Origin of the sequence: Geodermatophilus poikilotrophus, from assembly GCF_900111455.1 — a bacterium.
In the GTDB taxonomy this organism is placed as follows: Bacteria; Actinomycetota; Actinomycetes; order Mycobacteriales; family Geodermatophilaceae; genus Geodermatophilus; species Geodermatophilus poikilotrophus.
In genome coordinates this window covers 195587-215605 of sequence record NZ_FOIE01000002.1, presented here as the reverse complement: position 1 = coordinate 215605, position 20019 = coordinate 195587, and the positions used below count along the sequence as shown (strand labels likewise).

Annotated in this window: 15 protein-coding genes; 14 read left to right on the top strand and 1 reads right to left on the bottom strand. The window is 74.8% G+C overall.

The window, feature by feature from the left end:
* Positions 1-5: 5 nt before the first annotated feature.
* From BMW27_RS23235 to BMW27_RS05445, 14 genes are all read left to right on the top strand, one after another.
* Positions 6-161, top strand: coding sequence for a hypothetical protein (locus tag BMW27_RS23235; RefSeq protein WP_175486377.1), 156 nt, complete (start codon positions 6-8; stop codon positions 159-161).
* A complete protein-coding gene (locus BMW27_RS05505) occupies positions 158-1810 on the top strand; it encodes an FAD-binding dehydrogenase (RefSeq protein ID WP_091440395.1) in 1653 nt (550 codons plus the stop codon). The genes BMW27_RS23235 and BMW27_RS05505 overlap by 4 nt, the downstream gene beginning before the upstream one ends.
* 79 nt (positions 1811-1889) lie before the next feature.
* Positions 1890-2540, top strand: coding sequence for a hypothetical protein (locus tag BMW27_RS05500; RefSeq protein WP_139206830.1), 651 nt, complete (start codon positions 1890-1892; stop codon positions 2538-2540).
* Between the two features lie 35 nt (positions 2541-2575).
* Complete coding sequence (hisI, locus tag BMW27_RS05495; protein ID WP_217638048.1) at positions 2576-2950, top strand: phosphoribosyl-AMP cyclohydrolase; 375 nt, start codon at positions 2576-2578, stop codon at positions 2948-2950.
* Positions 2937-4433, top strand: coding sequence for an anthranilate synthase component I (locus BMW27_RS05490; RefSeq protein ID WP_091440390.1), 1497 nt, complete (start codon positions 2937-2939; stop codon positions 4431-4433). The genes hisI and BMW27_RS05490 overlap by 14 nt, the downstream gene beginning before the upstream one ends.
* On the top strand, positions 4430-5038 hold the full coding sequence (locus BMW27_RS05485) for a Trp biosynthesis-associated membrane protein (RefSeq protein WP_245743320.1): 609 nt from the start codon (positions 4430-4432) through the stop codon (positions 5036-5038). The genes BMW27_RS05490 and BMW27_RS05485 overlap by 4 nt, the downstream gene beginning before the upstream one ends.
* 178 nt (positions 5039-5216) lie before the next feature.
* A complete protein-coding gene (trpC, locus tag BMW27_RS05480) occupies positions 5217-6026 on the top strand; it encodes an indole-3-glycerol phosphate synthase TrpC (RefSeq protein WP_217638047.1) in 810 nt (269 codons plus the stop codon).
* Positions 6027-6183: 157 nt separating this feature from the next.
* Positions 6184-7533: a tryptophan synthase subunit beta gene (trpB, locus tag BMW27_RS05475; RefSeq protein WP_091440386.1), complete on the top strand. Its 1350-nt coding sequence runs from the start codon at positions 6184-6186 to the stop codon at positions 7531-7533.
* Entirely contained in the window at positions 7530-8327 is a 798-nt protein-coding gene (gene trpA, locus BMW27_RS05470; protein ID WP_091440382.1) for a tryptophan synthase subunit alpha, read from the top strand. The genes trpB and trpA overlap by 4 nt, the downstream gene beginning before the upstream one ends.
* Positions 8324-9295, top strand: coding sequence for a prolipoprotein diacylglyceryl transferase (gene lgt / locus BMW27_RS05465; RefSeq protein ID WP_091440379.1), 972 nt, complete (start codon positions 8324-8326; stop codon positions 9293-9295). The genes trpA and lgt overlap by 4 nt, the downstream gene beginning before the upstream one ends.
* A gap of 316 nt (positions 9296-9611) precedes the next feature.
* Positions 9612-14282: a glutamate synthase large subunit gene (gltB, locus tag BMW27_RS05460; RefSeq protein ID WP_245743319.1), complete on the top strand. Its 4671-nt coding sequence runs from the start codon at positions 9612-9614 to the stop codon at positions 14280-14282.
* On the top strand, positions 14275-15762 hold the full coding sequence (locus tag BMW27_RS05455) for a glutamate synthase subunit beta (RefSeq protein WP_091440376.1): 1488 nt from the start codon (positions 14275-14277) through the stop codon (positions 15760-15762). The genes gltB and BMW27_RS05455 overlap by 8 nt, the downstream gene beginning before the upstream one ends.
* Positions 15763-15893: 131 nt before the next feature.
* Complete coding sequence (gene pyk / locus BMW27_RS05450) at positions 15894-17309, top strand: pyruvate kinase (protein ID WP_091440373.1); 1416 nt, start codon at positions 15894-15896, stop codon at positions 17307-17309.
* A 5-nt stretch (positions 17310-17314) separates the two neighbouring features.
* Positions 17315-18187 (top strand): acyl-CoA thioesterase, encoded by an 873-nt coding sequence (locus BMW27_RS05445; protein ID WP_245743355.1) that lies wholly within the window; start codon positions 17315-17317, stop codon positions 18185-18187.
* Between the two features lies 1 nt (position 18188).
* Here the strand turns inward: BMW27_RS05445 and BMW27_RS05440 are convergent, their stop codons facing one another.
* Entirely contained in the window at positions 18189-19958 is a 1770-nt protein-coding gene (locus BMW27_RS05440; RefSeq protein WP_245743318.1) for a pyridoxal-dependent decarboxylase, read from the bottom strand.
* Between the last annotated feature and the right edge of the window lie 61 nt (positions 19959-20019).

The following is a 20019-nucleotide window of genomic DNA, read 5'->3' as shown; positions in this document are numbered from 1 at the left end:
GCAACGTGACCGAGCTCGCGAGGTCACGCAGGGAGACGGCATCGCCGATCACGTCGGCGACGAGCGCCAGCGAGGAGACACGTGACCGAGCTCGCGAGGTCACGCAGGGACACGGCATCGCCGATCACGTCGGCGACGAGTGCCAGCGAGGAGACACGTGATCGACACCGAGGTCGTCGTGGTGGGGGCGGGGCTGGCCGGACTGGTCGCCGCCGCGGAGCTGGCCGACGCGGGCAAGCGGGTGGTCCTGCTCGACCAGGAGCCCGAGCAGTCCCTCGGCGGGCAGGCCTGGTGGTCGTTCGGCGGGCTGTTCCTCGTCGACTCGCCCGAGCAGCGCCGGCTGCGGGTGCGCGACTCGCTCGAGCTGGCCCGGCAGGACTGGCTCGGCACCGCCGGCTTCGACCGCGAGGAGGACCACTGGCCGCGCCGGTGGGCCGAGGCCTACCTGCAGTTCGCCGCGGGGGAGAAGCGGGCGTGGCTGCGCGAGCAGGGCGTCGGCTTCTTCCCGGTCGTCGGCTGGGCCGAGCGCGGCGGCTACACCGCCACCGGCCACGGCAACTCCGTGCCCCGGTTCCACATCGTCTGGGGCACCGGCCCGGGCCTCGTCGAGCCCTTCGCCCGCCGGGTGCGGGCCGCGGCCGACCGGGGCGTGCTGCAGCTGCTGTCCCGCCACCGCGTCGACGAGCTGGTGGTCAGCGGCGGCGCGGTCACCGGCGTCCGCGGCAGCGTGCTGGAGCCCAGCGACATCGCGCGCGGGGAGGCCAGCTCCCGCCAGGCGGTCGGGGACTTCGAGGTCCGCGCGCAGGCCGTCGTCGTCACCTCCGGTGGCATCGGCGGCAACCACGACCTGGTCCGGCAGAACTGGCCCGCCCGCCTGGGCCCGGCGCCGCAGCGGCTGCTCTCCGGCGTCCCGGCGCACGTCGACGGCCGGATGCTGCAGGCCACCGAGGCCGCCGGGGGGAACCTGGTCAACCGCGATCGGATGTGGCACTACACCGAGGGCATCGCCAACCACTCGCCGGTCTGGCAGCGGCACGGCATCCGGATCCTGCCCGGGCCGTCGTCGCTGTGGCTCGACGCGACCGGCAAGCGGCTCCCGGTGCCGCTGTTCCCCGGCTTCGACACCCTCGGCACGCTCGCCCACATCGGGCAGACCGGGTACGAGCACACCTGGTTCGTCGCCACGCACAAGATCGTGGAGAAGGAGTTCGCGCTGTCGGGCTCCGAGCAGAACCCCGACCTCACCGGCAGGGACGTCAAGCTGCTGCTCGGCCGGGTCCGGGCCGGCGTCGCCGCGCCCGTGCAGGCCTTCCTCGACGCGGGGGAGGACTTCGTCGTCGCGCGCACCCTGCCCGAGCTGGTCGCCGGCATGAACCGGGTCACCGGCGGGACCCCCGAGCTGAGCCTGGTCGACGTCGAGCGCGAGGTGGTCGCCCGCGACCGCGAGATCGCCCACCCCTTCACCAAGGACCTGCAGGTCACCGCGATCCGCGGCGCCCGCAACTACCTCGGCGACAAGCTGATCCGCGTGGCCCCGCCGCACCGGCTGCTCGACCCCGAGGCCGGGCCGCTGATCGCCGTCCGGCTCAACCTGATCACCCGCAAGACCCTCGGCGGGCTGGAGACCGACCTCTCCGGCCGCGTCCTGCGGGCCGGCGGTGAGGTGTTCCCGGGCCTCTACGCCGCGGGCGAGGTCGCTGGCTTCGGCGGCGGCGGCATGCACGGCTACCGCTCGCTGGAGGGCACCTTCCTCGGCGGCTGCCTGTTCAGCGGCCGGGTCGCCGGCCGCGCGCTGGCGGCCGCGCTGTGAGCACGACGCGCGAGAGAGCACCGCAGGGCGCGCCGGCGGCCGGGGAGCCGACCGGGTGCGGGGTCGGACCGTGCACCCGGTGAGCACGCACCCGAGCCCCTGGTCTGACCCGGCGACGCAGACGCAGCCCGGCGCCCCCTACGCGGGGCCGCCGCCGACGACGCCGTACCGGCCGGCTCCCGGCTGGCCGCCGGCCCCGTACGGGACGGCGTGGCCGCACGCCGCCTGGCCGCAACCGTGGCCGCCGTCCCCCGCGCGGCCGCAGCGGCCGGGACAGGTGATCGCCGCCGCGGTGCTCGCCTTCGTGCAGGCCGCGGGGGTGGCCCTGGCGACCGCCTACCTGCAGCTGCTCGGGTCGGTGTTCTCGATGGCCGCCGGCCAGCCCGGGTTCCCGGCAGACGGCGCGGCCCTCGCCGCCGAGGCGGGCGTGCTCTCCCTCGTGCAGCTGGTCTCGGTGCTCCTGCTGGTGGTCGCCGGGGTCCTGGCGCTCACCAGCCGCCGCGCATCCGCCCGCTGGACCCTCGCAGCCGCGTTCGCCCTGCAGCTGGCGCTGGCCGCCTACTGGGCGGCGCGCCTGCTGGGCGCCTTCGGCCCGGCGTCGGGGCTGCTGCCGCTCCTGGTCGTGTGCTTCGCCGCCGGGCCGGCGGTCGCCCTGGGCCTCAGCGTGGGCCGGCCCGCCCGGGCGTGGTTCACGAGCAGCCCGGACGGGGGGACGACGCCGCACCGGTGATCCGGCCGGTCGGCGGCGGGTGGGACGATCGGACCGTGTCCGCCGTCCCCGCCGCCGAGTCCGCCCTGGCCCCCGCGGTCGCCGCACTCCTGCGCCGCGACCCCGCCGGTCTGGTCGCCGCCGTCGTCCAGCAGCACGACACCGGTGAGGTGCTCATGGTCGCGTGGATGGACGACGAGGCGCTGCGCCGCACCCTCAGCACCGGCCGGGCCACCTACTGGTCGCGCAGCCGGCGGGAGTACTGGGTGAAGGGGGAGACCTCCGGGCACCGCCAGTGGGTCCGCGACGTGCGCCTGGACTGCGACGGCGACGCGCTGCTGGTGCTCGTCGACCAGGAGGGGCCGGCCTGCCACACCGGCGAGCGCTCCTGCTTCCACCGCGAGCTGGAGGTCACCCGTGCGGCTCGGTGAGACCTCCCCCTCGCGGGCGGAGTTCGCGGCGCTGGACCAGCCGATGGTCCCGGTCACCCGGCGGCTGCTCGCCGACGGCGAGACCGCGGTCGGCATCTACCGCAAGCTCGCCGGCAACCGGCCGGGCACGGTGCTGCTGGAGTCGGCCGAGCAGGGCAAGCAGTGGAGCCGGTACAGCTTCGTCGGCGTCCGCAGCGCCGGGGTGCTCAGCGAGCGGGACGGCGCCGCGCTGTGGCTGGGGGAACAGCTGCCCGGCCTCACCGACGACCTGCCCGCCGACCCGCTGGCCGCCGTCCGCACGCTGGCCCGCCGGCTGCGCTCGCCGCGGAACGCCGACCTCCCCCGGCTGACCGGCGGCCTGGTCGGCTACCTCGGCTACGACGTCGTCCGGCGGCTGGAGCGGCTGCCGGTCACCGCCGTCGACGACCTCGGCATGCCCGAGCTCGCGCTCATGCTGGTCACCGACCTCGCGGTGCTCGACCACCACGACGGCACGGTGCTGCTCATCGCCAACGCGCTGCGCGGGTCCGAGGGCTACGACGACGCGGTGACCCGGCTCGACGCGATGGCCGCCGACCTGGCCAAGGCCGCGCTCCCCGGGGTGGCCACCTTCGCGACGGCCGCGCCGCCGCCGGTGCGGAGCAACATGGCACCGGGCGTCTTCGAGGACGGCGTGGAGCGGGTGCGCGAGCACATCCGGGCCGGCGACGCCTTCCAGGTGGTGCTCTCGCAGCGCTTCGAGGTGCCCACCGAGGTCGAGGCGCTGGACCTCTACCGGGTGCTGCGGGCGACCAACCCCTCGCCGTACATGTACCTGCTGCGCTTCGCCGGGCGGGAGTCGCCGTTCGACGTCGTCGGCTCCTCGCCGGAGGCGCTGGTCACGGTGACCGGCAGCTCGGCGGTCGTGCACCCGCCGGCCGGGACCCGGCCGCGCGGCGCGACCCCGGAGGAGGACGTTCGGCTGGCCGAGGGCCTGCTCGCCGACCCCAAGGAGCGCGCCGAGCACGTGATGCTCGTCGACCTGGCCCGCAACGACCTGGGGCGGGTCTGCGTGCCGGGCTCGGTGGAGGTGCCCGACTTCATGCGCGTCGAGCACTACAGCCACGTCATGCACCTGGTGTCGACCGTGGCCGGCGAGGTCGCCCCGCAGTGGGACGCCCTCGACGTCTTCGACGCGACCTTCCCCGCCGGGACCGTCTCCGGGGCGCCCAAGCCGCGCGCGATGGAGATCATCGAGTCGCTGGAGCCCACCCGGCGGGCGCTGTACGCCGGCACCGTCGGCTACGTCGACGCCGGCGGCGACCTCGACATGGCGATCGCGATCCGGACGGCGGTGCTGCACCAGGGGCGGGCCTACGTGCAGGCCGGTGCGGGTGTCGTGGCCGACAGCAACCCCGGCACTGAGGAGGCCGAGACCCGGCACAAGGCACGCGCGGTGCTCTCGGCGATCGCCACGGCGGAGGGGATGCGGGAGCTCCCGTGACGGGGACGGCCCGCCGGGAGATGGCGGCGGCCGTCGTCGGGGCGGCGGCGGCCGGCGGGCTGGCGCTGTCCGCCGGCGGCCAGACCTGGGTGACGGCCACCGTCGAACGGCCCGAGCCGCTGCCGCCGGTCACCGAGCAGCTGACCGGCTCACAGCTCGCACCGCTGGTCCCGGCGGGTGGGCTGGTGCTGCTGGCGGCCGCGGTGGCGCTGGTCGCCGTCCGCGGCGCCGGTCGCGTCCTGATCGGCCTGCTGGCCGCCGTCGCCGGGGGAGTGCTCGGCTGGTCGGGCCTGCGCACGCTGCTCACCGACGCGGAGGTCACGGCGGCCGGGGTGGTCGGCAGCGGGACGCCGGGGAGCACGCTCACGGCCGGGGTGTCCGCCGCCTGGCCGGTGCTGGTGCTCGTCGCCGGGCTGCTGGCGGTGGCGGCCGGCCTGCTCACCGTGCTGCGCGGGTCGAGCTGGCCGGGCATGGGACGCCGCTACGAGCGCCCCGCCGCCGCGGCGCCCGTCCGCCGGCGGACCGACGAGGACCGCGCCCTGGACGCCTGGCGGGCGCTCGACCGTGGCGAGGACCCCACCGAGGACCCCGGCGAACAGCGCTGACTACCCGGGACCGCCGGCTCCACACCCCTGTGCGGGGTGTCCGGCCGCCCCCGCGGGGAGTCGGCGGGTCCGCCGCCTCTAGAGTGGGTCCACGGATCGGGTCCCGGCCGGGGCCGCGCCCGGTGGCCGGTTCCGATGGCCCGGTGGGCGGATGACGAGCAGCAGCGGGGAGGGACTCGTGTCCGTGCTCGACGAGATCGTCGCCGGCGTCCGTGAGGACCTGGCGGCCCGTGAGGCGGCCACCCCGCTGGCGGAGGTCAAGGCCGCCGCCCGGGACGCCCGCCCGCCCCTCGACGCCCTCGCCGCGCTGCGTGCGCCCGGCGTCGGCGTCATCGCCGAGGTGAAGCGGCAGAGCCCCTCCAAGGGCGCGCTCGCCGACATCCCCGACCCCGCGGTGCTGGCCCGGCAGTACGCCGACGGTGGCGCCCGGGTCATCAGCGTGCTCACCGAGAGGCGCCGCTTCGGCGGCGGCCAGGCCGACCTCGCCGCGGTCCGCGCCGCCGTCGACGTCCCGGTGCTGTGCAAGGACTTCGTCGTCACCAGCTACCAGGTGCACGAGGCGCGGGCCCACGGGGCGGACGTCGTCCTGCTCATCGTGGCCGCGCTCGAGCAGAACGCCCTGCTCGGGCTGGTGGAACGGGTCGAGTCGCTGGGCATGACCGCGCTCGTCGAGGTGCACACCGAGGCCGAGGCCGACCGGGCGCTGTCCGCCGGCGCCGCGGTGATCGGCGTCAACGCCCGCGACCTCACCACGCTGCAGGTCGACCGCTCCACCTTCGAGCGGATCGCCCCCGGGCTGCCGTCGGAGGTGGTGAAGGTCGCCGAGTCCGGCGTCCGCGGCCCGCACGACCTCATCTCCTACGCGGCGGCCGGCGCCGACGCCGTCCTCGTCGGCGAGGGCCTGGTCACCGCCGGCGACGCCCGCCAGGCGGTCGCCGACCTGGTCACGGCCGGCGCGCACCCGGCCACCCCGCGCACCCCCCGCTGAGCGCCTGCTGCTCGTGCGGCAGCCCGTGCGCCCCTGCGGTGCTGCACGACCGCAGGAGCGCGGGCACGACCGCAGGAGCAGGCGTCGCCCCAGTCCTGAGGTCCGGCGCGCTGACCCCCTCCACCACCTGCACGCCGAGGCGCGGGACACTGGGCCCATGACCACCAGCGCCGTCCACCCGCCCGGGGAGCGACTCGAGCCGGCGCACCCCAGCTGGCCCGACGCCACCGGCCACTTCGGGGTCTTCGGTGGCCGCTTCGTGCCGGAGGCGCTGATCGCCGCCCTCGACGAGCTGACCGAGGCCTACCGCGCGATGCGCGTCGACCCGGCCTTCATCGAGGAGTTCGCCGCGCTGCAGCGCGACTACACCGGCCGGCCGAGCCCGATCACCGAGGTGCCGGGGTTCGCCGAGCACGCCGGCGGGGCGCGCATCTGGCTCAAGCGCGAGGACCTCAACCACACCGGCTCGCACAAGATCAACAACGTGCTGGGCCAGGCCCTGCTCACCCGGCGGATCGGCAAGCGGCGGGTCATCGCCGAGACCGGCGCGGGGCAGCACGGCGTCGCGACCGCCACCGCGGCCGCGCTCATGGGGCTGTCCTGCACGATCTACATGGGCGAGGAGGACACCCGGCGCCAGGCGCTCAACGTCGCCCGGATGCGGCTGCTCGGCGCCGAGGTCGTCCCGGTCACCACCGGCTCGCGCACCCTCAAGGACGCCATCAACGAGGCCTTCCGCGACTGGGTCACCAACGTGGAGACCACGAACTACGTGTTCGGCACCGTCGCCGGCCCGCACCCGTTCCCGGAGATGGTCCGCGACTTCCAGCGGGTCATCGGCGACGAGGCGCGCGCCCAGGTGCTCGAGCGGGTCGGCCGGCTGCCCGACGCCGTGCTGGCCTGCGTGGGCGGCGGCTCCAACGCCATCGGCATCTTCACCGCCTTCGTCCCCGACGACGGCGTCCGCCTGGTCGGCCTGGAGGCCGGCGGGGACGGCGTGGGGTCCGGCCGGCACGCGGCGACCATCACCGGCGGGACGCCGGGGGTGCTGCACGGCGCCCGCTCCTACCTGCTCCAGGACGAGAACGGCCAGACGGTCGAGTCGCACTCGATCAGCGCCGGCCTGGACTACCCGGGTGTCGGCCCCGAGCACAGCCACCTGCACGACATCGGCCGCGCGGAGTACCGCCCGGTCACCGACGCCGAGGCGATGGAGGCCTTCGCGCTGCTGTGCCGCACCGAGGGCATCATCCCGGCCATCGAGTCGGCGCACGCCCTGGCCGGGGCGATCACGCTCGGCAAGGAGCTGGGCCCGGACGCGCTCCTGCTGGTCAACCTCTCCGGCCGCGGCGACAAGGACGTCGAGACGGCGTCGCGCTGGTTCGGCCTGGGCGACCGCGAGCACGTCGAGCCCGGCGCCGGCATGGACACCGACCAGCAGCCCATCGAGGGCGCGGTCACCTCCGGCGACGCGGTCGCCGGGCAGGACGCGGGGGAGTCGGCGTGAGTCGCCTGCAGGACACCATCGCCGGCGCCAGGGCGGAGGGACGCTCGGCGCTGGTCGCCTACCTCCCGGTCGGCTACCCGGACGTCGACCGCTCGATCGCGGCCATGGTGGCCGCGGTCGAGGGCGGGGCCGACGTCGTCGAGGTCGGCGTCCCCTACAGCGACCCGGGCATGGACGGCCCGGTGATCCAGCAGGCCGTCGACCCGGCGGTGCGCGCGGGCGTCGGCATGCGCGACGTGCTGCGCGCCGTCCAGGCGGTCGCCGCCGCGGGTGCGGTCCCGGTGGTGATGAGCTACTGGAACCCGGTCGAGCGCTACGGCGTCGACCGGTTCGCCGCCGACCTGGCCGCCGCCGGGGGAGCGGGGGCCATCACCCCCGACCTCATCCCCGACGAGGCCGGGCCGTGGCTGGCCGCGTCGGAGGCCGCTCACCTCGACCGGGTGTTCCTGGTCGCGCCGTCCTCGACCGACGCGCGGCTGGCCGCGACCGCCGCGGCCTGCCGGGGCTTCGTCTACGCCGCCTCCACCATGGGCGTCACCGGCACCCGGGCCACCGTCGGTGACGCGGCGGAGAAGCTGGTCGCCCGCACCCGCGCGGTCACCGACCTGCCGGTGTGCGTGGGGCTGGGCGTCTCGAACGGCGACCAGGCCGCCGAGGTCGCGTCCTTCGCCGACGGCGTCATCGTCGGGTCGGCCTACGTGCGCGAGCTGCTCGAGGGCCGGGGCGCCGACGGCGTGCGCCGGCTGTCGGAGGACCTCGCCGCCGGCGTGCGCCGTCCGGTGACCGTCCCGTGACGGCGCTCGCCGCGATCCCCAGCCCGACGCAGGGCGTCTGGGAGCTGGGCCCGCTGCCCATCCGCGCCTACGCGCTGTGCATCATCGCCGGGATCGTCGCGGCGGTGCTGATCACCGAGCGCCGCTGGGTGGCCCGGGGCGGGGCGCCGGGTGAGGTCCTCGACATCGCCGTGTGGGCCGTGCCGTTCGGGATCATCGGTGGCCGGCTCTACCACGTGATCAGCAGTCCCCGTCCGTACTTCGGCGAGGGCGGCGACCCGGTGCGGGCCCTCGCCATCTGGGAGGGCGGCCTCGGCATCTGGGGCGCGATCACCCTGGGCGGGGTCGGCGCGTGGATCGCCTGCCGCCGCCGGGGCATCCCGCTGCCCGCCTTCGCCGACGCGGTGGCCCCTGGGCTGCTCGTCGCGCAGGCCATCGGCCGGCTGGGCAACTGGTTCAACAACGAGCTCTACGGGCGCGCCACCGACCTGCCCTGGGCACTGACGATCCACGACTGGACCGGCACCGAGGCGGTGACCGGCCCCGACGGCCAGCCGCTCGTGCTCGGCACCTTCCACCCGACGTTCCTCTACGAGCTGCTGTGGAACCTGGCCGCCGCACTCGTCGTGATCTGGGCCGACCGGCGGTTCCGGCTCAGCCACGGGCGCGCCTTCGCGCTCTACGTCGCCCTCTACTGCGTCGGCCGGCTGTGGATCGAGCTGCTGCGCAGCGACCCCGCGGAGACCATCGCCGGCATCCGGATCAACGTCTACACCTCGGTGGTCGTCGGCCTGCTCGCGGTGGCCTACCTGGTCTGGCAGCGCGGCCGGCCCCGCGAGGTGATCGGGCGGGGACGTGACGCTGCCGACACCGGGCAGACCCGCGGCGACCGGGCCGACGCCGCTCCCGCCGTCGCCCCGGGCGCCGTGGAGCCCCGGGACGGCGAAGACGCTGGTGACGGCGGGCGCCCGCGACACCCCGGGTCCTGAGGACGACGCGCCGTCCCGGTGCCGTCAGGCGTACGAGATCGGTGTTGCGTCTGTGTACCCTTCTGCCAAGGCCCCGCAGTGATCCTGTCGGGGTCGCACGCGTCGGAACCGGGCCAGTGCCGCCCCGCGGACGACAGCGCCGGGGCACCACCCCCGGCGCTCGCCCCAGCCGGGCCCACGGTCCCCGACCGTCCGCCGGCCGGCTCCCCGCAGTGCCCGCTCCTCTGCCCTCTGACCACCGGCCGGGCCCAGCGCCCCCGCCCCGCTCCCGTCACCGCCGACGGCGCCCGGGCGGCGTGCCGACGACGGGAGTGACATGCCCGAGTCCACCGCCCCCGCCGCGACTCCCCCCGGCCCCGGCGGCACCGCTGTGCCCTTCTCCGCGGTCCCGGCCGCGAGCGGCCTGTACGACCCGGCCAACGACAAGGACGCCTGCGGCGTCGCCTTCGTCGCCGACGTGCAGGGTCGTGCCAGCCGGAAGACCGTGGCCGCCGGGCTCACCGCCCTGCACAACCTGGACCACCGCGGCGCCGCCGGTTCCGAGCCGAACTCCGGGGACGGCGCGGGGATCCTCACGCAGGTCCCCGACGCGCTGCTGCGCGCCGAGGTGGACTTCGACCTGCCGCCGGTCGGCGAGTACGCGGTCGGTGTCGCCTTCCTGCCCGTGGACGAGGCCGAGCGCGCCGCGCGGGTCGAGGACGTCGCCCGCCTCGCCGCCGAGGAGGGCCTGACCGTCCTCGGCTGGCGCGAGCTGCCGGTCGACCCGGACGGCGCCGACGTCGGCCCCACCGCCCGCGCGGTCATGCCGCACTTCGCCCAGCTGTTCGTCGCCGAGACCATCGGTGCCCGCGCCGACGGCACCGCGTTCGGCGGCGGGGTCGCCGTCAACGGCGTCACCCGGCTGGAGCGGCGCGCCTTCGTGCTGCGCAAGCGGGCCGAGCGGGTCGCCTCCGAGGCCGGCAGCTCCCTCTACATCGCCTCGCTGTCGAGCCGCACCATCACCTACAAGGGCATGCTGACCACCGACCAGCTGCCCGCCTTCTTCCCCGACCTGCGCGACGAGCGCTACGCGTCGGCGATCGCGCTGGTGCACAGCCGGTTCTCCACCAACACCTTCCCCAGCTGGCCGCTGGCCCACCCGTTCCGGCTGATCGCGCACAACGGCGAGATCAACACCATCAAGGGCAACCGGAACCGGATGCGCGCCCGCGAGGCGAAGCTGGAGACGGCGCTGTTCGACGGCCCGGCCGGCCCCGCGTCCGAGCTCGGCCTCGAGCGGATCTTCCCGGTCACCGCGAGCGACTTCAGCGACTCGGCCACCTTCGACGAGGTGCTCGAGCTGCTGCACCTGTCCGGCCGGTCGCTGCCGCACGCGGTGCTCATGATGATCCCCGAGGCGTGGGAGAACCACGACGAGATGGACCCGGCCCGCCGGGCCTTCTACCGGTTCCACGCCTCGATCATGGAGCCCTGGGACGGGCCGGCCGCGGTCGCGTTCACCGACGGCACGCTGATCGGCGCCGTCCTCGACCGCAACGGGCTGCGCCCGGGCCGCTGGTGGCACACCAAGGACGACCTGGTCGTGCTGGCCAGCGAGGTCGGCGTCCTGGAGATCCCCGACTCCGACGTCGTCGCCAAGGGCCGGCTGCAGCCGGGCCGCATGTTCCTGGTCGACACCGCCGCCGGGAAGATCGTCTCCGACGAGGAGGTCAAGGGCGCCCTGGCGGGAGAGCACCCCTACGAGGACTGGCTGCACGCCGGCCTGGTGCACCTGCCGCAGCTGCCCGAGCGCCGCCGCGCCCGGCCCAGCCACGAGTCCGTCGTCCGCCGGCAGCAGCTGTTCGGGTACACCGAGGAGGACCTGCGCGTCCTGCTCACCCCGATGGCGTCCTCCGGCGCCGAGCCGATCGGCTCCATGGGCACCGACACCCCGGTCGCCGCGCTGTCGGACCGCTCCCGGCTGCTGTACGACTACTTCGGGCAGCTGTTCGCCCAGGTGACCAACCCGCCGCTGGACGCCATCCGCGAGGAGCTGGTGACCAGCCTGGGCCGCACCTTCGGCCCCGAGCAGAACCTGCTGCGCGCCACCCCGGCGTCGTGCCGCCAGCTGTTCCTGCCGTACCCGGTCATCGACAACGACGAGCTGGCCAAGATCCTGCACATCGACGACGACGGCGACCTGCCCGGGTACGCCGCCGTCCGGATCACCGGCCACTACGACGTCAACGGCGGCGGGACGGCGCTGGCGCAGGCGGTCGAGCAGCTGCGCACCAAGGTCAGCAAGGCCATCGCCGCGGGCGCCCGGATCATCGTGCTCTCCGATCGGGACTGCGACGAGAACCGCGCGCCGATCCCGTCGCTGCTGATGACCGCCGCCGTCCACCACCACCTCGTGCGGCAGAAGACCCGCATGGAGGTCGGGCTGGTCGTCGAGTCCGGCGACTGCCGCGAGGTGCACCACGTCGCCCTGCTGCTCGGCTACGGCGCCGCCGCGGTCAACCCCTACCTGGCCTTCGAGTCGATCGAGGACCTCATCCGCGACGGCGTGCTGACCGGCATCCAGTCGGCCCAGGCGGTCCGCAACGTGGTCAAGGCGCTGGGCAAGGGCGTCCTGAAGGTCATGAGCAAGATGGGCATCAGCACCGTCGGCTCGTACACGATGGCGCAGATCTTCGAGGCGGTCGGCCTCTCCCAGGAGATCGTCGACGAGTACTTCACCGGCACCTCCTGCCCCCTCGGCGGCGTCGGCATCGACGTCCTCGCCGAGGAGGTGGCCATGCGCCACCGCCGCGCCTACCCCGAGAACCCGACCGAGCGCGCGCACCGGCGGCTGGAGACCGGCGGTGAGTACCAGTGGCGCCGCGAGGGCGAGGTGCACCTGTTCAACCCCGAGACGGTGTTCCTGCTGCAGCACGCCACCCGCGCGCGGCAGTTCGAGGTCTTCGAGCGGTACACGAAGACCGTCGACCAGCTGTCGGAGGAGGCCGCGACCCTGCGCGGCCTGTTCACATTGCGCACCGGCCTCCGCCCGCCCGTGCCGCTCGAGGAGGTCGAGCCGGTCACCGAGATCGTCAAGCGCTTTCAGACCGGCGCGATGAGCTACGGCTCCATCTCGCAGGAGGCGCACGAGACCCTGGCGATCGCCATGAACCGGCTGGGCGGCAAGTCCAACACCGGTGAGGGCGGCGAGGACCCCGACCGCTTCCAGCCCGACCCGAACGGCGACCTGCGCCGCTCGGCGATCAAGCAGGTGGCCAGCGGCCGGTTCGGCGTCACCAGCGAGTACCTGGTCAACGCCGACGACATCCAGATCAAGATGGCGCAGGGCGCCAAGCCCGGCGAGGGCGGCCAGCTGCCCGGCGCCAAGGTGTACCCGTGGGTCGCCCGCACCCGGCACTCCACGCCGGGCGTCGGCCTGATCAGCCCGCCGCCGCACCACGACATCTACTCGATCGAGGACCTCAAGCAGCTGATCCACGACCTGAAGAACGCCAACAACGAGGCGCGGGTCCACGTCAAGCTCGTCAGCGAGGTCGGCGTCGGGACGGTCGCGGCCGGCGTGAGCAAGGCGCACGCCGACGTCGTCCTCATCTCCGGGCACGACGGCGGGACGGGCGCGGCGCCGCTGACGTCGCTCAAGCACGCCGGCTCGCCGTGGGAGCTGGGCCTGGCCGAGACGCAGCAGACGCTGCTGGCCAACGGCCTGCGCGACCGCATCGTCGTCCAGGCCGACGGGCAGATGAAGACCGGCCGCGACGTGGTCATCGCCGCCCTGCTGGGCGCCGAGGAGTACGGCTTCGCCACCGCTCCGCTGGTCGTCTCCGGCTGCGTGATGATGCGCGTCTGCCACCTCGACACCTGCCCGGTCGGCGTCGCGACGCAGAACCCCGAGCTGCGCAAGCGGTTCACCGGGCGCCCGGAGTTCGTCGTCACGTTCTTCGAGTTCCTCGCCGAGCAGGTGCGCCAGTACCTCGCCGAGCTGGGCTTCCGCTCGCTGGACGAGGCGATCGGCCACGCCGAGCTGCTCGACACCCGCAAGGCCGTCGACCACTGGAAGGCCGCCGGGCTGGACCTGTCGCGCATGCTGGCCGTGCCGGCCCTGCCCGAGGGTGCGGCCCGGCACAAGGTGCGCGAGCAGGACCACGGCCTGGACGTCGCCCTGGACCAGACGCTGATCCAGCTGTGCGAGGGCGCGCTGCTCGACGCGCGGCCGGTGAGCCTCGAGCTGCCGGTGCGCAACGTGAACCGCACCGTCGGCACGATGCTGGGCTCGATGGTCACCCGGCGCTTCGGCGGCGAGGGCCTCCCCGACGGCACGATCGACCTGACCTTCACCGGGTCGGCGGGCCAGTCCTTCGGCGCCTTCGTGCCGCGGGGCATCACCATGCGGCTGTTCGGCGACGCCAACGACTACGTCGGCAAGGGGCTGTCCGGCGGGCGGATCGTCGTCCGGCCGGCCCGCGAGGCCGGCTTCGCCGCCGAGGACAACGTCATCGCCGGCAACGTCATCGGCTACGGCGCCACCGCCGGTGAGGTCTTCCTGCGCGGCCGGGTCGGCGAGCGGTTCTGCGTGCGCAACTCCGGCGCGCTGGCCGTCGTGGAGGGCGTGGGCGACCACGCGCTGGAGTACATGACCGGCGGCGCCGCGGTGGTCCTCGGCCCGACCGGCCGGAACATCGCGGCCGGCATGTCCGGCGGCATCGGCTACGTCCTCGACCTGGCCCGGCACCGGGTCAACGCCGAGATGGTGGACGTCGAGCCGCTGGACGGGGAGTCCGCGCAGTGGCTGCGCGACGTGCTGGTCCGCTACGCCGCGGACACCGAGTCGCCGGTGGCCGCCGCGCTGCTGGCCGACTGGGGCCGCTGGTCGGAGCGGTTCAGCGTGATCATGCCGCGCGACTACCGCCGCGCGCTGGAGGCCCGGCGTGCCGCCGAGGCCGCAGGAACGGACGTGGATCGAGCTGTGATGGAGGCCGCACGTGGCTGACTCGACCGGTTTCCTCAAGCACGAGCGGGCGCTGCCGCCGCGGCGTCCCGTCGACGTGCGGATCCTGGACTGGAAGGACGTCTACCTCTCCCGGCAGAACGGGGAGGACGCCGTCTTCCCGGTCACCGCGGTGCGCCAGCAGGCCGCCCGGTGCATGGACTGCGGCATCCCGTTCTGCCACCACGGCTGCCCGCTGGGCAACCTGATCCCCGAGTGGAACGACCTCGCCCGCCGCGACGACTGGACCGAGGCGATCGAGCGGCTGCACGCCACCAACAACTTCCCGGAGTTCACCGGGAAGCTGTGCCCGGCGCCGTGCGAGGGCTCCTGCGTGCTGAACCTGCAGGAGTCGCCGGTCACCATCAAGCAGATCGAGTGGGAGATCATCGACCAGGCGTTCCAGCGCGACCTGGTCAAGCCGGTGCCCCCGCAGCAGCACACCGGCAAGAAGGTCGCCGTCATCGGCTCCGGCCCCGCCGGGCTGGCCGCCGCCCAGCAGCTGACCCGGGCCGGGCACGACGTCACCGTCTTCGAGCGGGCCGACCGGGTCGGTGGGCTGCTGCGCTACGGCATCCCCGAGTTCAAGATGGAGAAGGCCGTCCTCGACCGGCGGCTGGACCAGATGCGGGCCGAGGGCACCCGGTTCGTCACCGGCGTCGAGGTCGGCAGCGGCCGGGACGGCGACCTGACCACCGAGCAGCTGCGCGGCGAGTACGACGCCGTCGTGCTGGCCGGGGGCGCCACCCTGGGCCGCGACCTGCCGGCGCCGGGCCGGGAACTCGACGGCATCCACCTGGCGATGGAGTACCTGCCCTTCGGCAACCGGCAGGCGCTGGGCGAGCTCGACGAGCCGCCGATCAACGCGCACGGCAAGCACGTCGTGATCATCGGTGGCGGTGACACCGGCGCGGACTGCCTCGGCACCGCCCACCGGCAGGGGGCGCTCTCGGTGACCCAGCTGGAGATCATGCCGGCGCCGCCGGACCGTCGGGCCGAGACCAACCCGTGGCCGACCTACCCGATGGTCATGCGGGTCTCCAGCGCCCACGAGGAAGGCGGGGAGCGGCTCTACAGCGTCAACACCGAGCGCTTCGTCGGGGACGACGACGGCAACGTGCGCGCGCTGCTCATCCACGACGTGGAGCGGGTCGACGGCCGGTTCCAGAAGGTCGAGGGCACCGAGCGCGAGCTGCCGGCCGACCTGGTGTTCCTCGCCATGGGCTTCACCGGCGCCCAGCGCACCGGCCTGGTCGAGGGCCTCGGCGTGGAGCTCGACCAGCGCGGCAGCATCGCCCGCGACGGCGAGTTCATGTCCACCGTCCCCGGTGTCTTCGTCGCCGGAGACATGGGCCGCGGCCAGTCGCTCATCGTGTGGGCGATCGCCGAGGGCCGCGCCGCGGCCGGCGCCGTCGACACCTGGCTGACCGGGTCGTCGATGCTGCCGCGCCCGGTGACGCCCACCGCGGTGGCCCTCCGGTGAGCTGAACAGCACCCCTCGACGACCGGGGCCGGGTCCCGCTCCGCGCGGGCCCCGGGCCCCCGTCGCGTGTGGACGAGGCTCACAGGGCGGCCTGCGCACGCGGGGTCGGCCGCCCGACTAGCGTTTGGCCCATGTCGCGACGCGCCAAGATCGTCTGCACGCTCGGTCCGGCGACCGGCTCCCTGGAGCAGGTCACCGCCCTCGTCGAGTCGGGGATGGACGTGGCCCGGCTGAACTTCAGCCACGGAGCGCACGCCGACCACGAGAAGGCCTACCGCCTGGTCCGCGAGGCCTCCGACCGCACCGGTCGCGCGGTCGCCGTCCTCGCCGACCTGCAGGGACCCAAGATCCGCCTCGGCACCTTCGCCGACGGCCCGGTCACCTGGGAGACCGGCACCCGGGTCTGCGTCACCATCGACGACGTCCCGGGCACTGCCGAGCGGGTGTCCACCACCTACAAGGGCCTGGCCGCCGACGCCAAGGTCGGGGACCGGCTGCTGGTCGACGACGGCAAGCTGGCGCTGTCGGTCGTCGAGGTCGACGGGCCGGACGTGTGGTGCCTGGTCGTCGAGGGCGGCGAGGTGTCGAACAACAAGGGCCTGTCGCTGCCCGGCGTCGCGGTCAGCGTGCCGGCGATGTCGGACAAGGACGAGGAGGACCTCCGCTTCGCCCTGCACATGGGCGTCGACTTCGTGGCGCTCTCCTTCGTGCGCTCGCCGCGCGACATGGAGCTGGTGCGCGACGTCATGCGTCAGGAGGACGTCACCGTCCCGGTGATCGCCAAGCTGGAGAAGCCGGAGGCGGTGGAGAACCTCGAGGCGATCGTCGAGGCTTTCGACGGGATCATGGTCGCCCGCGGCGACCTGGGCGTGGAGCTGGCGCTGGAGCAGGTGCCGCTGGTGCAGAAGCGGGCCGTCCAGGCCGCCCGCGAGCGCAACAAGCCGGTCATCGTGGCCACGCAGATGCTCGAGTCCATGATCACCAACTCCCGGCCCACCCGTGCGGAGGCCTCCGACGTCGCCAACGCCGTCCTGGACGGCGCGGACGCGGTGATGCTGTCCGGGGAGACCTCCGTGGGCGCGCACCCGATCGGGGCCGTGCGCACGATGGAGCGGATCATCGACGCCGTCGAGAGCGACACCGTGCGCGTCCCCGAGGTGATCCGGAAGTCCCGGTCCCGCTCCGGCGCCATCGTGCGGGCCGCGCGGGACATCGCCGAGTCCCTCGACGTCAAGGCCCTGGCCACCTTCACCCAGACCGGTGGGAGCGCCCGCCGGCTGGCCGCGCTGCACCCCCGGATGCCGCTGCTGGCCTTCACCGTCGACGGGCGGGTGCGCAGCCAGCTGGCGCTGTCGTGGGGGGTGGAGACCTTCCTGGTGCCAGCGGTGTCACACACCGACGACATGGTCCGGCAGGTGGACTTCTCGCTGCTGTCCATCGGCCGGCTGAAGGAGGGCGACCGGGTGGTCGTCGTGGCCGGCAGCCCGCCGAACACCCCCGGGTCGACCAACCTCATCCGCGTGCACGAGGTGGGCACCGACTCGTGACCCGCATGCGGGACGAGAGCCAGGCCGCCGCGCTGATGGCCGTCCTGGGCCTCGAGGAGCGCGACACCGACCTCTACGTCGGCCAGACGCCGCGGACCCCGCTGCAGCGCATCTTCGGCGGCCAGGTCGCCGGGCAGGCGCTGATGGCGGCCTCCCGGACACTGCCGGGGGAGCGCGGCGTGCACTCGCTGCACTCGTACTTCCTGCGACCCGGTGACCCGCACGAGGAGATCCGCTACGCCGTCGAGCGGATCCGGGACGGGCGCACGTTCAGCACGCGGCGGGTCATCGCCTGGCAGCGGCGCCGGGGCGAGGACGTCGCCATCTTCGCCCTCACCGCCGACGCCGCGGTGCCGGAGGCCCCCGTCGTCGAGCACGCCCTGCCGATGCCCGAGGTGCCGGCGCCGGAGACCCTGCCCAGCCTGCCGGAGGTGGTCGCGCCCTACGGGGACCGCGCCGCCGCCGCGCTCGCCATCAGCCAGGCGGTGGAGCAGCGGCTGCTGGAGGACCCGTTCGACCGGACGCCGAAGTCCCCGCCGGACACCCGCACCTGCGTGTGGATGCGGGTCGCCGGCCGGCTGCCCGAGGACGGCAGCGTGCACCGCTCGGCGCTGACCTTCGTCAGCGACCTGACCCTGCTCTCCGCCGGGCTGGCCCGGACCGGCGGCGGCTGGGGCGGGGAGCACGTCGGCGCCAGCCTGGACCACGCCGTGTGGTTCCACGCGCCGGTGCGGGCCGACGAGTGGTTCCTCTACGAGACCGACAGCCCCGCGGCCTCCGGCGGTCGGGCGCTGTGCTTCGGCCAGATCTGGGCCGCCGACGGCACGCACGTGGCCACCGTCACCCAGCAGGGCCTCATCCGGTCGCTGCGGGCGTGACTCAGGAGCCGGTGCCCCGGGCCCCGGCGTCGGTCCCGCTGTGGGCTGGCACGACGCCGTCGGCCTCCGGGTGGTCGGCGTCGGCTTGCGGGGCGGGCTCCGGCGGCGTCAGGTCCTCCTGCGCGCGGGCCTGGGCCGCCGTCTCGTCTTGGGCGGCCGGCGCCTCGACCGGCTGCAGCGCCACGGCGCGGGCGGCGTCCTCCCGCGCCGTTTCCTCCCGCGCGGCGTCCTCCCGGACGCGCTCGGCGGCGGCGCGGCGCTCGGCCTGCTCCCGGGCGCGCTCGGCGGCGGACTCGGCGAAGTCGGCGGCCAGCCAGTCGTGGCCCTCGCACAGCAGCGCCCAGGCCCGCTCGACGTGCGCCCGCGTCGTCGTCGGCGCGCCGATCGCCACCCGCAGCACCACCTGACCGCGGACCGTGGTGTGGGTCAGGAACACCTCGCCGCCGTCGTTGAGCCGCTCCAGCAGCGTCATGGTGGCGACGTCGGCGTCCACGCCCTCGGGCCAGCGCGGGCCCAGGCACACCAGCGACAGCGGGTGCGGGGTCACGACGTCGAAGCGGTCGTCGGCGTCGGCCCAGCCGGCCAGCTCCTGCGCCAGGGCCACGCCGGACCGGATGTGCGCCCGCAGGCCCTCGGCGCCGTACCAGCGCAGGACGAACCACAGCTTGAGGGCGCGGAAGCGACGGCCGAGCTCGATCTGCCAGTCGCGGTAGTCGACGACGGCGCCGGCGTCGGTGGCCGCGTTGCGCAGGTACTCGGGCAGGATCGCCAGCGCGCCGGTGAGCGCGGCCCGGTCGGCCACCCAGAAGAGCGTCGCGTCAAAGCCGGTGAGCAGCCACTTGTGCGCGTCGGTGGTGTAGCTGTCGGCCCACTCGACGCCGGCCTGCAGGCCACGCAGCTCGGGGACGACGGCGCTCACCCCCGCGTAGGCGGCGTCCACGTGCAGCCAGACGCCGGCGTCGCGGCAGATCGGCCCGAGCTCGGCGAGCGGGTCCACGGCCGTCGTCGACGTCGTCCCGACGGTGGCGCAGACCAGCACCGGCCGGTACCCGCGGGCGACGTCCCGCTCGAGCCGGGCCCGCAGCGACTGCGGGCGCATCGCCAGGTCGCCGTCGACCTCGACGATCCGGACGGCGTCGCTGCCCAGGCCGGCGATCCGCACGGCCTTCTCCATGGAGGAGTGCGTCTCCGCGGAGACGTAGACGGTGTACTCGTCGGGCCGGACGCCGGAGCGGACGGTCTCCCCACCGCCGGCGCGGTGCAGGGCCGCCAGGAGCGCGACGAGGTTGGCCCCGGAGCTGGAGTCCTGCACCACCCCGCCGCCGGGACCGGTCGACAGGAAGGTCTCCGGCAGGCCGAGCAGGCCGGCGAACCAGTCGAGGACGTGCTGCTCGAGCTCGGTGGCCGCCGGGCTGGTCACCCAGGACATGCCCTGCACGCCGAGGCCGGCGGAGACCAGGTCGCCGAGCACCGAGGGCCCGGAGGTGTTCGCCGGGAAGTAGCCCAGGAAGCCGGGGTGCTGCCAGTGGGTCAGCCCGGGGACGACGACGCGGTCGAGGTCGGCGAGGACGGCCTCGAACGGCTCGCCGTCCTCCGGCGGGGCGGACGGCAGCGCCGCGCGCACGTCGCCGGGAGCGACGGGGGAGCGGACGGGGAGGGAGCCGATCCGTGCCCAGTAGTCGGCGATCCAGTCGACGACCTCGTGGCCGTGCCGGCGGAACTGCTCCGGGGTCATGTGCGGGGCGGACGGCGTCGGCTCGGGCTCGCTCACCGTGTCACCGTATGGCCCGGCACCGGGGTCCTCCTGACGTGCCCCCGGTGCGACTCGAACG

Bases quoted from the DNA above. Each gene is read 5' to 3' on its own strand.
- BMW27_RS05445 (WP_245743355.1), top strand. From the start codon at position 17,315: ATGCGGGACGAGAGCCAGGCCGCCGCGCTGATGGCCGTCCTGGGCCTC.
- gltB (WP_245743319.1), top strand. From the start codon at position 9,612: ATGCCCGAGTCCACCGCCCCCGCCGCGACTCCCCCCGGCCCCGGCGGC.
- pyk (WP_091440373.1), top strand. From the start codon at position 15,894: ATGTCGCGACGCGCCAAGATCGTCTGCACGCTCGGTCCGGCGACCGGC.
- trpB (WP_091440386.1), top strand. From the start codon at position 6,184: ATGACCACCAGCGCCGTCCACCCGCCCGGGGAGCGACTCGAGCCGGCG.